At 67.3% G+C, this 13,184-nt stretch carries 10 protein-coding genes; 7 read left to right on the top strand and 3 right to left on the bottom strand.

The genetic code is table 11. The features are described from left to right. Positions 1-5: 5 nt before the first annotated feature. The gene (locus ACLKOZ_RS16085) at positions 6-1,376 is read right to left on the bottom strand and encodes an 8-oxoguanine deaminase (protein WP_436476482.1); all 1,371 of its coding nucleotides are present in this window, start codon (positions 1,374-1,376) and stop codon (positions 6-8) included. Between the two features lie 408 nt (positions 1,377-1,784). Between ACLKOZ_RS16085 and ACLKOZ_RS16080 the strand changes: the two genes are divergently transcribed. The 7 genes from ACLKOZ_RS16080 (at position 1,785) to ACLKOZ_RS16050 (ending at position 10,578) form a co-directional block, all read left to right on the top strand. Continuing rightward, the gene (locus ACLKOZ_RS16080; protein WP_337352303.1) at positions 1,785-2,279 is read left to right on the top strand and encodes a nucleoside deaminase; all 495 of its coding nucleotides are present in this window, start codon (positions 1,785-1,787) and stop codon (positions 2,277-2,279) included. Between the two features lie 15 nt (positions 2,280-2,294). Beyond that, on the top strand, positions 2,295-3,797 hold the full coding sequence (locus tag ACLKOZ_RS16075; protein WP_436476480.1) for an NCS2 family permease: 1,503 nt from the start codon (positions 2,295-2,297) through the stop codon (positions 3,795-3,797). A gap of 113 nt (positions 3,798-3,910) precedes the next feature. Further along, positions 3,911-5,155 (top strand): XdhC family protein, encoded by a 1,245-nt coding sequence (locus ACLKOZ_RS16070; RefSeq protein ID WP_436476478.1) that lies wholly within the window; start codon positions 3,911-3,913, stop codon positions 5,153-5,155. Further along, positions 5,146-6,099 carry an FAD binding domain-containing protein gene (locus ACLKOZ_RS16065; protein WP_436476476.1) on the top strand — a complete coding sequence of 318 codons (954 nt, stop codon included), beginning with the start codon at positions 5,146-5,148 and terminating at the stop codon, positions 6,097-6,099. Before ACLKOZ_RS16070 ends, ACLKOZ_RS16065 begins: the two co-directional genes overlap by 10 nt. Positions 6,100-6,101: 2 nt before the next feature. After that, positions 6,102-8,939 (top strand): molybdopterin-dependent oxidoreductase, encoded by a 2,838-nt coding sequence (locus tag ACLKOZ_RS16060; protein ID WP_436476474.1) that lies wholly within the window; start codon positions 6,102-6,104, stop codon positions 8,937-8,939. Positions 8,940-8,946: 7 nt separating this feature from the next. Continuing rightward, positions 8,947-9,927, top strand: coding sequence for an aldo/keto reductase (locus tag ACLKOZ_RS16055; RefSeq protein ID WP_436476472.1), 981 nt, complete (start codon positions 8,947-8,949; stop codon positions 9,925-9,927). Between the two features lie 3 nt (positions 9,928-9,930). Next, positions 9,931-10,578, top strand: a complete 648-nt coding sequence (locus ACLKOZ_RS16050; protein ID WP_436476470.1) for a uracil-DNA glycosylase — start codon at positions 9,931-9,933, stop codon at positions 10,576-10,578. On the opposite strand, the gene nboR is transcribed toward ACLKOZ_RS16050, so the two are convergent. Next, positions 10,575-11,201, bottom strand: a complete 627-nt coding sequence (gene nboR / locus ACLKOZ_RS16045; RefSeq protein WP_436476468.1) for a nicotine blue oxidoreductase — start codon at positions 11,199-11,201, stop codon at positions 10,575-10,577. The two genes, ACLKOZ_RS16050 and nboR, sit on opposite strands and share 4 nt — an antisense overlap. Positions 11,202-11,280: 79 nt before the next feature. Further along, a partial coding sequence (gene aceE / locus ACLKOZ_RS16040) for a pyruvate dehydrogenase (acetyl-transferring), homodimeric type (protein ID WP_436476466.1) occupies positions 11,281-13,184 on the bottom strand: 1,904 nt, incomplete at its 5' end.

Below are 13,184 nucleotides of genomic sequence, written 5' to 3'. Positions count from 1 at the left end.
AGGGCCTAGCCGTTTACCAGCCTCCGGGCTGCGGCGGAGTGCTCCGCGATGAGCCCTGCGATGTCCAGTCCCGGAATCTGCCCGTCCACCACGCGCCATTGGCCACCCACCATCACCCGGTCTGCCCGGTCCGCCGCGCACAGCAGAAGTGCGGCGATGGGATCGTGGCTGCCCGAGAAGCGAAGATCGTCCAACCGGAACAGGGCCAGGTCTGCCTGCATCCCGGGTGCCAGCTGCCCCAGTCCGTCCCGGCCCAGGGCGGCCGCGGAGCCGCGCGTTGCCCACGCAAGCGCGCGCTCCACGGGGACGTCGGCCCCGTAGCGAAGCCGCTGCAGGTACAACGCCTGCCGGGCTTCGAGGATCATGTTGGAGGCATCGTTCGACGCCGACCCGTCCACTCCCAGCCCCACGGGGACTCCCGCATCCTCCAGTTCCAGGACCCGCGCGGTGCCGGATGCCAGCCGCATGTTTGAGGTAGGGCAATGCGCGACGGCGGTGCCCGCGGCTCCCAGCCTGGCGATCTCGGCATTGGTGAAGTGGATGCCGTGGCCCAGCCAGGTACGGTCGGTCAACCAGCCCACGCTGTCCAGGTAGTCGACGGTGCGCAGGCCGAACATCTCCTTGCAGAATTCCTCCTCGTCCAGGGTTTCGGCGAGGTGGGTGTGCAGCCGGACATCCAGCCGCTCCGCCAGCAGGGCGCTTTCGGCCATGATTTCCTTGGTCACGGAGAAGGGAGAGCACGGGGCCAGCGCAATCTGGATCACGGCATCGGCGCCCCGCTCGTGGTACTGGCCGATCAGCCGTTCGCTGTCCTCCAGCACCACCTCCGGAGCCTGCACCGTGGACTGGGGCGGCAGGCCGCCGTCGTCCGTCCCCAGCGTCATGGAACCGCGGGTCAAAGTGGCCCGCATCCCCAGCCGGCGCACCACGTCCACTTCAATATCGATGGCGTGTTCCAATCCGTCCGGGAAGAGGTAGTGGTGGTCGGCCGCGGTGGTGCAGCCGGAGAGCAGGAGTTCGGCAAGTGCCACGGTGGTGGCCAGTTCCAGGTCCTTGGGAGTGAGCCGGGCCCAAACCGGATAGAGGTTCTGCAGCCAGGGGAAGAGGGGCGCATTAGCCACCGGGCCCCAAGCGCGGGTGAGGGTCTGGTAGAAGTGGTGGTGGGTGTTGATCAGGCCGGGCAGCAGGACGTGGTTGCCGGTGTCGAAGGTGTTTTGGCATGGTGCCGAGGGCTGCTGGCCCGCACCAAGAACCTCCACGATGATGCCTTCGCTGACCACCAGGCCGCCCGAGGCGTCGAGAGCATTCGCGGTGAAGGCGGCCTGCGGATTCCTGATCCAGAGACGGGAAGCTGGGCTGTGGGGGACGAGGGTCATGGGATTCCTTTGGCTGGGAGTCAATATGGCGATGCCAGCTCAGTGAAGCCCTGTCTGCTGATCCAGGTGGCCGCGGCGGAGGGCAGCTGCGGCTGGGGATCAGCGTAGGGGCCCTGCAGGCGGCCCGTCAATGGCACTAGGCGCGCAGCCAAATGTGACTGCCGGGTGGTGATGGCCTCGTAACAAGGATTTCACATTGCGAAATTAAATTTCCAGAAAACTATGGCGCAGGCCACAGAGCGGTGCTAACCTCGATCTTGCCAAAGGCGGGCACCCGGACTGTCGGGAAGCTATCTACCAGGCGCAACTTAACCTTCACAGCACATGCTGAAGCCTGGTAACCGTCGCACCTGGTTCTACTGGTCCTGCAAGCGGCAACAGGCTTCCCGGCAATAAGGAAGTCGCATCATGAGTACCACCGTCACGGCCGAACAGTATTTGGCCCGATCCATCCAGTTGGCGACAGCCAACGTCCTGAACAGCGGGGGCCCGTTCGGGGCCATGATCGTCACGGCTGATGGCCAGACGTTCGACGGCGTCAATCGCGTCACCGCCGACAACGATCCCACCGCGCACGCCGAGGTCACCGCGATCCGCACCGCCTGCAAGGAACTGGGCACGTTCGACCTCACCGGCGCCGTCCTGTACACCAGTTGCGAACCATGCCCCATGTGCCTGGCCTCCGCACTGTGGGCGCGCGTCCAGCGGGTCGTCTTCGCCGCGGACCGGCACGACGCCGCTTCCGTCGGCTTCGACGACGCAGTCTTCTACGAATACTTTGAGAACCGCGACAGGGATGTCCTGATGCCGGTGGCCAAGCTCGGGTTGGACGATCCGCAGGCACCCACGCCCCTGGAGCCGTTCAACACCTGGAACACGCTCGAATCCAGGATCGACTACTAGGGCCCGGTGGCAGACATGACCATCCTGGATCATTCCCACGAGGAGCATTCGGCTCCGAAGCCCGCACCCAGGCCCAAGCCTCCGGCGCCGGATTCATTCCTGGACCGCTTCTTCCAGATCACCGAGCGGGGCTCCACGCTGGCCCGCGAATTCCGCGGCGGCCTGGTCACCTTCTTCACCATGGCGTACATCGTGATCCTCAACCCGCTGATCTTGGGCGGGTTCGCGGCGGACAACGCTCCCACCGACGTGGCGGGCGGCTGGCTGTCTGCGGCCCAGGTGGGTGCGGTCACCGGGCTCACCGCCGGCGTCATGACCATCCTCTTCGGACTCGTCGCCAACCTCCCGTTCGGCCTGGCCGCCGGGTTGGGCATCAACTCGTTCCTGGCCGTCTCGGTCATCCAGGAAGTCACCTGGGCCGAGGCCATGGGGCTCGTGGTGATCAACGGCATCCTGATAGTCCTGTTCGGCATCACCGGAGCCCGCACAGCGATTTTCCGGGCCGTCCCCAAGGAACTCAAAGCCGCCATCACGGTGGGAATCGGCCTGTTCATCGCCTTCATCGGTTTTGTGGACTCCGGCTTCATCCGCGCCACGGCGGGCGGCCCGCCCGTGCAGTTGGGCGACGGCGGCTCCATCACCTCCATCCCCACGCTGGTCTTTGTGGTGGGCCTGCTGGCCATGGGTATCCTCGTGGCCCGCAAGGTCCAGGGTGGCCTGCTGATCGGCATCGTCGCCACCACCGTGCTCGCGGCCGTCGTTGAGGCCGTGATGAAGATCGGCCCGGCCAGCGCCTCGAACCCCGGCGGCTGGCACCTGAACACCCCGGTCCTCTCCGGCCAGCTTGTCTCCGCCCCGGACCTGGGCCTGGTGGGACAGTTCGATATGTTCGGCGCCTTCGGCAGGATCGGCGGGCTCGCAGCCACCATGCTGGTGTTCACCCTGGTCTTCACCAACTTCTTCGACGCGATGGGCACCATGACGGGCCTGGCGAAGAGTGCGGGAGTGGCCCACAAGGACGGCACGTTCCCGCGGCTCAAGTCCGCCTTCATCGTCGAAGGCTTCGGGGCTGTGGCGGGAGGCGCCACCTCGGGTTCCTCCAACACGGTGTACATCGACTCCGCGGCCGGGATTGGCGAAGGCGCCCGCACCGGCCTGGCATCGGTGGTCACGGGTGTGCTTTTCCTGGGCTCAATGTTCCTCACCCCCCTGACCAGCGTGGTCCCGCTCGAAGTGGCGGCTGCAGCCCTGGTAGTGGTGGGCGCGATGATGATGGCGCAGATCCGCGAGATCAAGTTCAGCAAGTTCTCCGTGGCCCTGCCGGCCTTCCTCACGATCGTCACCATGCCGCTGAGCTACTCGATCGCCAACGGCATCGGCGTGGGCTTTGTGTCCTGGGCCATCATCGGTGCGGCCTCCGGAAAAGCGAAGAAGATCCATCCGCTCATGTGGGTGGTCAGCGCCGGCTTCCTGGTGTACTTCGCCCGCGGCCCGATCAACCTGCTGCTGGGCGCCTGACCGCCCTCCGCCCAGCACATTTAACGCACAACCGCCGGACCGGTGCTTTGTCCGGCTCCCGATAGGAACGACAATATGGAAACCACCGCCACGCCGGAAGAAGGAGTGCCGCCATGCTGGACCTGATCCCTTCACTCAGTTCCTGGCCGCCCGCCCTGGCCGGCGAACGGTACGCTGTGGCCACCGTTGTGGCGGCCACTGGCTCGGTGCCGCGCCCGGTGGGAACGTCCATGCTGATTGCCGAATCCGGGGCCGTCCTGGGCAGCCTGTCCGGTGGTTGTGTGGAAGGCGCCGTGGTGGCGCTCGCCCTGGAGGCAATGCACGACGGCGGCACGCGCCAGGGGACGTTCGGCTACAGTGCCGCCGATGCCTTCGCGGCAGGGCTCACCTGCGGCGGCGAGCTGACGATCCACATCGAGGCCGCCGACGCAGGGCCTGGCACTGGGTCTGACGCGGGGTCTGGCAACAAGTTGCGGGAAGCCCTCGGGCAGCTCGCCGGAGCCCCGGCCGGGGATCCTGTGGCATTGGTCCGCCGGCTGGATGCCGGCGGCAGCGGCGCCGTCGTCATTCCGGACCCGGCCACGTTCAGCGTGGCCGGGTCTCCGGAAGTCACAGCGCTCCTGGGCCTGGACGGGGAACCTGGCCTGGACCGGACCCGCGTTGGGCAGCTTGAGTCATTCCTGTGGAGCGGATCCACTGGGGTGCTGCATCTGGCCGCGCCGGGCAGCTGTGGCAGCGAACCCGTCACCCTCCTGGTCGAGAACAGGATCGCCCCGCCCCGGATGCTGGTGTTCGGCGCCAATGACTTTGGTGCGGCCCTGGTGCCGGCCGCCAAACTCCTCGGTTACCGGGTCACGCTGATAGACGCCCGTCCCGCCTTCGCCGCGCAGGCAAGGTTTGCCTGCGCCGACGAGGTGGTCGCTGACTGGCCGCACCGGTATCTCGCAGCAGAAGCCGCTGCAGGCCGGCTCGACCAACGCACAGTGGCCTGCGTGCTGACCCACGATCCCAAGTTCGACATCCCGCTGCTGGAAGCGGCGCTGGCCCTGGACCTTGCCTATGTCGGTGCCATGGGGTCGCGCCGCAGCCACCTCCAGCGCGTCGATGACCTCTTGGACGCGGGCGTGCGGCCGGAACGGATCGCGCAGCTGCACTCGCCGATCGGGCTGGACCTCGGTGCCGTGACCCCGGCCGAGGTTGCCGTGTCCGTCACCGCGGAGCTCATCGCATCCCGCAACAGGAAGTCCTCGTGCACGCCGCTGCGGGAGACCTCCGGACCCATCCACCAGCCCGCCGCCCGGGCCGCCGGGGGCCTGGCGCCAACCACCATCAGCCAGCAGGAGATCGCATGGACATGAACACCATCGAGGCGGTGGTCCGCACTACCGACCCCGCCGACTGGCGCGACGGCGATGCCTGGCTGGCCGGCGGCACCGTCCTGTTTTCCTACGGCAGCTACGCCTTCGGGCCCGAACCGCTCAAACGGCTCCTGGACCTGGGTTCGGCCGGCTGGACACCTGTGTCCCTCACCGACGACGGCATCGAGCTGGCCGCAACGTGCACGGTAGCGGAACTCTACGCCCTCCCCGATTCGCCGGACTTGGCCCGCCGGGGCTGGCCCGCGCTGGATCTCTTCCGGCCCTGTTGCGACTCCTTCGTGGCCTCGTTCAAGGTCTGGAACATGTCCACGGTGGGCGGGAACGTCTGCACGGCACTTCCAGCAGGGCCCATGACCTCCCTCTGCGCCGGGCTCGATGCCGTGGCCACCATCCTGGGGCCCGGCGGAAGCACCCGCGCCGTCCCCGTGGCTGACTTCGTCACCGGGGACGGAACCAACTGCCTGGCACCCGGCGAGCTGCTGCGCAGTGTCCACCTCCCGGCGTCGGCCCTTGCGTCCCGGGTGGCGTTCCGCCGCCTGTCCCTGAGCAACCTGGGACGCTCCGGAGTGCTGCTGATCGGAAGGCTCGACGGCGGCACGTCCCTCATCCTGACCGTCACCGCCGCCACCAAACGGCCCGTGCAGCTGCGCTTCGGGCAGGTGCCGGACACGGCGGAGCTGGCCGCAGCGCTGCGTGACGCCATTCCCGAAAACCTCTACCACGACGACATCCACGGGCTGCCGGCCTGGCGGCAGGACATGACGTACCGGCTCGCGGAAGAGATCCGCGCCGAGCTTGCTGCCCCCGAGGGGGCATCGGACGTGCCTGTTTCCGGTGACTTCTGGCCACCCCAGCCGGCGAGCAATCAGCTGCCGCGTACTTCGCCGCAGCCACCCGGCATCCCACAGCAGGAAGGGGCCTGAGCATGGCCATCGAAATCAACGGCACGGCGGCGTCAGCTGAGCCGCGCCCGGGGCAGTGCCTGCGGACGTACCTGCGCGAGCAGGGCAACCTGGGCGTCAAGAAGGGATGCGACGGCGGCGACTGCGGTGCCTGCACCGTGCACGTCGACGGCACTCCGGTCCACAGCTGCATCTACCCGGCCGTCCGTGCCGAGGGACACGCCGTGACCACCATTGAAGGACTCGCCGGAACGACCGGCGCCGCGGGCAGCGAACTTCATCCTCTCCAGCAGCAGTTCCTGGAACGCCAGGGCTTCCAATGCGGCTTCTGCACCGCCGGCATGCTGATGACCGCGGCAACGTTCACCGAAGAACAAAAGGACAACCTGCCCCGCAACCTCAAGGGCAACCTCTGCCGTTGCACCGGCTACCGGGCCATAGAGGACGCCGTCTGCGGGCACGCCGGGCATCCGGACCCCGCCGGACAGGGCTCCGGCATCGCGGGCGAGGGCCAGCCCGAACCGCGGCCCGGCGGGATGGGCGACGACGTTCCCGCTCCTGCCAGCCGCGCCGTGGTCACCGGCACCGCCCGCTACACCCTTGACATTCCCGCCGCCCAGTTGCCCGGGCTCCTGCACCTGAAGCTCCTGCGCTCACCGCACGCCCACGCCCGCATCCTCAGCATCAGCACAGAAGCGGCGCTGAAAGTACCCGGTGTAGTGGCGGTGTTCACCCATCAGGACGCGCCGGAACAGCTTTTCTCCACCGCCCAGCACGAGCTCTATACGGACGATCCGGACGATACCCGCGTGCTCGACGACGTGGTGAGGTTCCGCGGCCAGCGGGTCGCCGCCGTCGTGGCAGAATCGGTGCCCGCCGCCGAAGCGGGAGTCCGGGCGCTCGCCGTCGAGTACGACGTCCTCGACGCCGTGTTCACCCCGTGGGACGCCATCCGCCCCGGGGCGCCTACTCTCCATGGGGAGAAGGACGCCCTCACGGCCCGGATTGCCCGCCCCGAACAGAACGTCGTGGCCGAACTCCACTCCGAGCTGGGAAGCGTTGAGCAGGGCTTCGCGGCCGCCAGCTTCATCCACGAGCAGACCTATCAGACGCAACGGGTCCAGCACGTCGCGCTCGAGACCCACGCCGCCATCGCGGAGGTGGACAGCGATGGCCGGCTGCAGGTCCGCACGTCCAGCCAGGTCCCGTTCCTGGTCCGCCGCACGCTCTGCCGGGTTTTCGGGCTGCCCGAGGAACAGGTCCACGTGGTGGCCGGCCGTGTGGGGGGCGGGTTCGGCGGCAAGCAGGAAGTGCTGACGGAGGATATCGTGGCGCTCGCGGCCCTGAAGCTGGGCCGGCCCGTCCAGCTTGAACTGACCCGGACCGAGCAGTTCACCGCCACCACCACCCGGCATCCGTTCACCATCAGCCTCAAGGCCGGAGCCAGTGCCGACGGCCGGTTGACCGCCCTGAAGCTGGACGTCCTGACCAACACCGGCGCGTACGGGAACCACGGCCCCGGGGTAATGTTCCACGGCTGCGGCGAGTCCCTGGCTGTCTATAAATGCGATAACAAAAAGGTGGACGCCCAGGCGGTGTATACGAACACTGTCCCCTCCGGCGCCTTCCGCGGCTACGGCCTGAGCCAGATGATCTTCGCGATCGAATCGGCCATGGACGAGCTCGCCGTCGGGATCGGGATGGATCCGCTGGAGTTCCGCCGCCGGAACATGGTGCGCGAAGGCGACGACATGCTGTCCACGCATCCCGAGCCGGAGGAGGATGTCCACTATGGCAGCTACGGCCTGGACCAGTGCACGCGCCTGGTCCGCGACGCCCTGGACCGCGGTGCGGAACGTTATCGAGCTGCGGGGCTGGACCGGCTCGGCCCGGACTGGGTGACGGGGGAGGGCACCGCGCTGTCCATGATCGACACCGTACCGCCGCGGGGCCACTTCGCCCACTCGAAGCTCCGGCTCCTGCCGGACGGAACGTACCAGGCCGACGTCGGCACCGCAGAGTTCGGCAACGGCACCACCACGGTGCACGCCCAGCTCGCAGCCACCGCGCTGTCCACAGAGGCCTCGCGGGTTGCTGTGCGGCAGTCCGACACTGACCTGATCGAGCACGACACCGGCGCGTTCGGGTCCGCCGGAACGGTGGTTGCCGGAAAGGCGACGCTCGCCGCCGCGGAGGAACTTGCCGTCCGGATCCGTGCCTTCGCCGCCGGGATCAGGCAGGTCCAGTCCTCCGGGTGCGTCCTCGACGGTGACGCCGTGGTGTGCGAGGGAACCCCCGTGCCGCTGGCGGAACTGGCGCACGCCGCTGCGGAAGCCGGCGTCGAACTCGCTGCCGAAGGACGCTGGGGCGGCACGCCCCGGTCCGTGGCCTTCAACGTGCATGGCTTCCGCGTGGCGGTGAACCGTGGCACGGGGGAACTGCGGATCCTGCAGAGTGTGCAGGCTGCCGACGCCGGCGTGGTGGTCAATCCCCGGCAGTGCCGGGGCCAGATCGAGGGCGGGATCGCGCAGGCGCTGGGTGCGGCACTCTACGAGGAAGTGGTGGTGGACGACGCCGGCCGCGTGACCACCGACATCCTGCGCCAGTACCACATTCCCACCTTCGCCGACGTACCCCGCAGCGAGGTGTACTTCGCCGATACCAACGACAAACTGGGCCCCTTGGGGGCGAAGTCCATGAGCGAAAGCCCGTTCAACCCGGTGGCACCTGCCCTGGCGAATGCCATCCGGAACGCTACCGGCGTGCGCTTCGCATCGCTGCCCATCGCCCGGGACAAGATCTACCTTGGCCTGAGGGATGCCGCCGCGCCCACCGTCCCTGTGCTGAAGGAGGCCATATAGTCGTGGGATGGAACAGCGCAGATTAGGCAAGACCGGACGGAACGTCTCCATCGTGGGGCTGGGTACCTGGCAGCTCGGAGCTGACTGGGGCAACGTGGACCACGGACAGGCGCAAGCCATCCTGGCAGCCTCGGTGGAAGCCGGCGTCACACTCTTCGACACCGCCGACGTTTACGGCGACGGCAAGAGCGAGCAGGCCATTGGCGCGTTCCTGAAGGACAACCCTGGGCTGGACATCACAGTGGCCACCAAAATGGGCCGCCGCATGGACCAGCAGCCGGAGAACTACACCCTGGCCAACTTCCGCCAGTGGGTGGACCGCTCCCGGAAGAACCTGGGCACGGACAGCCTGGACTTGGTCCAGCTGCACTGCCCGCCCACGCCCGTCTACAGCAACGCGGAGGTCTACGACGCCTTGGACACGCTGGTCTCCGAAGGTGCCATCCGCAACTACGGCGTCAGCGTGGAACGCACCGACGAAGCCCTCGAAGCCATCAGGCACGAAGGCACGGCGTCCGTCCAGATCATCCTCAACGCCTTCCGGCTCAAGCCGCTGGACGAGGTCCTGCCAGCTGCGAAGGCGGCGGACGTGGGCATCATCGCCAGGGTTCCGCTCGCGTCAGGCCTGCTCTCGGGCAAATACACCAAGGACACTTCGTTCGCGGAGAATGACCACCGCAACTACAACCGAACCGGCGGATCGTTTGACGTCGGGGAGACGTTCTCCGGTGTGGATTACGAGGTAGGGCTGAAGGCCGTGGCCGAGTTCGAGCAGTTGGTCCCGGACGGTGTTGGCACCGCGCAGGCGGCCATCGCCTGGATCGCCGCGCAGGACGGCGTCACCTCCGTGATTCCAGGGGCGCGCAACGCGGACCAGGCCATCGCGAACGCTGCAGCGGCCGGCGTTTCCCTCAACGGCGAATTCGACGAGGGCGTGCGCTGGATTTACGACCACTACTTCCGCGAGGCCATCCACCCCCGCTGGTAGCGCATGAGCACCCATTCCATCAGCGCCTTCGTCGAGCGGCTTTCGGCCGTGCCGTCTGGGCCGGCACGCAATAACTTCTTCGCTGCTGCCGACCCGGGAAATACGCAGCGCCGGCGGAACCTGGAGATTTATCTTCAGGAAATGCTGGACCGCGCTCCGAAGGTACTGCTCCTGGGTGAGGCGCCGGGGTTCAGGGGCATGAGGATCACCGGAGTTCCCTTCACCAACCGCACCATGTTCGAGGGGCCGGCCAACAGGTTCGGACTGTTTGGGCCGGGCAAGGGCTACGCGCTGCCGGAGGAGGCGGCCGGGGTCGCGTCCGAACCCACCGCTACGGTGATGTGGGACGTCCTCGCGGAACTGGACTTCCTTCCGCTGCTGTGGAGTGCCTGCCCGTGGCACACCCATGTGGCGGGGCGGCCGTTGTCCAACCGCACGCCGACAGCAGCCGAAACGGACCTCGGAACTCCCTTTTGGCAATCGCTGACCGAGATTTTTCCGATCCAAACTGTGGTGGCGGTGGGCAACGTGGCGCATCGCAGCCTGCTTCGGAGTGGCGTGGACGCGCCGAAGGTCAGGCATCCCGCCCATGGCGGGCGGTCCGCGTTCAAGCGCGGCTTGCAGGAACTCCTCTTCGCCGGTGGTGGCTAGCCCAGCAGGTAGAGCTGCTCCGGGGTGTCAACATCCTCGCCCGTGGACTGGTCGCTGCAGTCCACCTCGTCCACCAGCTCCGGGTGGGACTGCAGGAAGCCGCGTGCCCCGGCGTCGCCCGTTACCGTTTCGGCAACAGCCGCCCGGAGTCCGACGTCGATGAGCAGCGGATGCCCGCGGCGGAATTGAACATCGGCGCGGCCTTGACTGCCGCCGTCGCGATAGGCAGCTGCGGTGATCCGGCCCGGACGGTGCGCGGCCAGCAGGCGCCTGACGGTTCGGGGCGTGAGGCCGGGCTGGTCTACCAGGGCAACCAGCAGGTGATCCTGGTGATCCGCGGTGGCGTTGCCCAGCAGGAACGAACTGCCCATCCCGGACTGCCAGTCTTGGTTCACAACAGTCCGGTAGCGGTCCAGTTTGGCCATCGCTGAGACATCGGCAGCGCCGGCGCCGAGAACCACCACCACGTCGCGGCAGCCGCCGTCGAGCAGTGTTCCGGCGATGGATTCCACGAGCGGCCGGCCGCGGTAGGGAAGAAGGGCCTTGGGCCCCTTCCCCAGCCGCGTCCCGGCGCCGGCGGCCAGGACAACAGCGGTGGTCCTGGTGTCAGCGGTGTTCCCCATAACTTCAGACTATCCACACGACATGGCAGTTGGCGGCAATGTCCTCAACGGGCATTGCCGCCAACTTGCCATCTGGTGGTCAGGCGTCGCCGCCCGCGCCTCCGGTGGTGCCGGCGTTGACGTCAAGGAGCTTGTAGCGGTCCATGGCGTATTGCGGTGCGCCTTCCTCCACGTCGCCCCTCGCCGCGAGCAACTGCAGCGTCTTCACCACGATGGAATGGGTGTCGTTCTTGAAGAAGCGGCGTGCTGCTGCGCGGGTGTCGGAGAAGCCGAAGCCGTCCGCGCCGAGCGAGGCAAACTCGTTTGGCAGGAACTGGCGGATCTGGTCCGGGACGGCCTTCATGTAGTCCGAGACGGCCACGATGGGACCCTGGGCGTCGGCCAGTTGCTTCGCCACAAACGGTGTCCTGGCGGGTTCGCCGGGGTTGAGGAACGCTTCTTCCTCGGCAGCGAGGCCGTCGCGACGCAGTTCGTTCCAGGACGTGACGGACCAGACGTCGGCGGAGACGCCCCAGTCCTCGGCCAGGAGCCGCTGGGCTTCCAGCGCCCACGGCACCGAGACACCGGAGGCCAGGATCTGGCTCTTGGGACCTTCAACGCCCGACGCCGACACCCGGTAAATACCCTTCAGGACGCCTTCGACGTCGAGCGCCTCGGGTTCGGCCGGTTGGGTGATCGGTTCGTTGTACACCGTGAGGTAGTACATCAGGTTCCGGTCGGTGGCCGAACCTGCGGGTCCGCCGTCGGGATGTTCGCCGTACATCCGTTCGATGCCGTCGCGGATGATGTGGCCCATTTCGTAGCCGTAGGCGGGGTCGTAGGTGACCACCGCGGGGTTGGTGGCGGCGAGGATGGGGGAGTGGCCGTCGGCGTGCTGGAGTCCTTCGCCGGTGAGGGTGGTCCGTCCTGCGGTGGCGCCGATGATGAAGCCGCGGGTCATTTGGTCCGCTGCTGCCCAGAAGGCGTCGCCGGTGCGCTGGAAGCCGAACATGGAGTAGAACACGTAGACCGGGATCAGGGGCACGCCGTGCGTGGCGTAGGCGGTCCCGGCGGCGGTGAAGGCTGCGACGGCCCCGGCTTCGTTGATGCCGGGGTGGATCAGCTGCCCCTGGGCGGATTCCTTGTAGGCCAGGACGAGGTCCCGGTCCACGGACAGGTAGTTCTGGCCGCCCGGGTTGTAGATCTTCGCCGTCGGGAAAAACGCGTCCATGCCGAAGGTCCGGGATTCGTCCGGCACGATGGGCACAATCCGGTGCCCGAACTTCTTGTCGCGGAGCAGGTCCTTCAGGAGCCGGACAAACGCCATGGTGGTGGCGGCCTGCTGCTTGCCCGTGCCGCGCTTGGCGACGTCGAACGTCTTCGCCTCGGGCAGTTCAACGGCCTGGTGGTTCGGCCGCCTTTCGGGGACCGCGCCGCCCAGCACCCTTCTCCGCTCGAGGAGATAGGCGATCTCGGGCGCATCTGCACCGGGGTGGTAGTAGGGCGGGCTGTAAGGGTCTTCCTCCAGCCGGGCATCGGAAATGGGGATCCGGAGGTAGTCGCGGAATTCCTTGAGGTCCTCGAGGGTGAGTTTTTTCATCTGGTGGGTGGCGTTGCGGCCTTCGAAGTGGGGTCCGAGTCCGTAGCCCTTGACGGTTTTGGCGAGGATGACGGTGGGTTTGCCCTTGAATTCGGTGGCTGCCTTGTAGGCGGCGTAGACCTTGCGGTAGTCGTGGCCGCCGCGTTTGAGGTTCCAGATCTGGTCATCGGTGAGGTCCGCGACGAGGTCCTTGGTGGCCGGGTCTTTGCCGAAGAAGTGTTCGCGGACGAAGCCGCCGGATTCGGCCTTGTAGGTCTGGTAGTCCCCGTCGGGGGTTTCGTTCATGATTTTCACGAGCGACCCGTCGGTGTCCTTGGTGAGCAGGTCATCCCATTCCCGGCCCCAGACGACCTTGATCACGTTCCAGCCCGCGCCGCGGAAGAACGCTTCGAGTTCCTGCATGA

It is taken from the genome of Arthrobacter sp. R4, from assembly GCF_051365025.1.
In the GTDB taxonomy this organism is placed as follows: domain Bacteria; phylum Actinomycetota; class Actinomycetes; order Actinomycetales; family Micrococcaceae; genus Arthrobacter.
Note: the sequence above shows the minus strand (reverse complement) of the source record. Positions and strands in the feature narration are given on the sequence as shown.

Bases quoted from the DNA above. Each gene is read 5' to 3' on its own strand.
- ACLKOZ_RS16065 (WP_436476476.1), top strand. From the start codon at position 5,146: ATGGACATGAACACCATCGAGGCGGTGGTCCGCACTACCGACCCCGCC.
- nboR (WP_436476468.1), bottom strand. From the start codon at position 11,201: ATGGGGAACACCGCTGACACCAGGACCACCGCTGTTGTCCTGGCCGCC.
- ACLKOZ_RS16085 (WP_436476482.1), bottom strand. From the start codon at position 1,376: ATGACCCTCGTCCCCCACAGCCCAGCTTCCCGTCTCTGGATCAGGAAT.
- ACLKOZ_RS16075 (WP_436476480.1), top strand. From the start codon at position 2,295: ATGACCATCCTGGATCATTCCCACGAGGAGCATTCGGCTCCGAAGCCC.
- ACLKOZ_RS16080 (WP_337352303.1), top strand. From the start codon at position 1,785: ATGAGTACCACCGTCACGGCCGAACAGTATTTGGCCCGATCCATCCAG.
- ACLKOZ_RS16070 (WP_436476478.1), top strand. From the start codon at position 3,911: ATGCTGGACCTGATCCCTTCACTCAGTTCCTGGCCGCCCGCCCTGGCC.
- ACLKOZ_RS16055 (WP_436476472.1), top strand. From the start codon at position 8,947: ATGGAACAGCGCAGATTAGGCAAGACCGGACGGAACGTCTCCATCGTG.
- ACLKOZ_RS16050 (WP_436476470.1), top strand. From the start codon at position 9,931: ATGAGCACCCATTCCATCAGCGCCTTCGTCGAGCGGCTTTCGGCCGTG.
- ACLKOZ_RS16060 (WP_436476474.1), top strand. From the start codon at position 6,102: ATGGCCATCGAAATCAACGGCACGGCGGCGTCAGCTGAGCCGCGCCCG.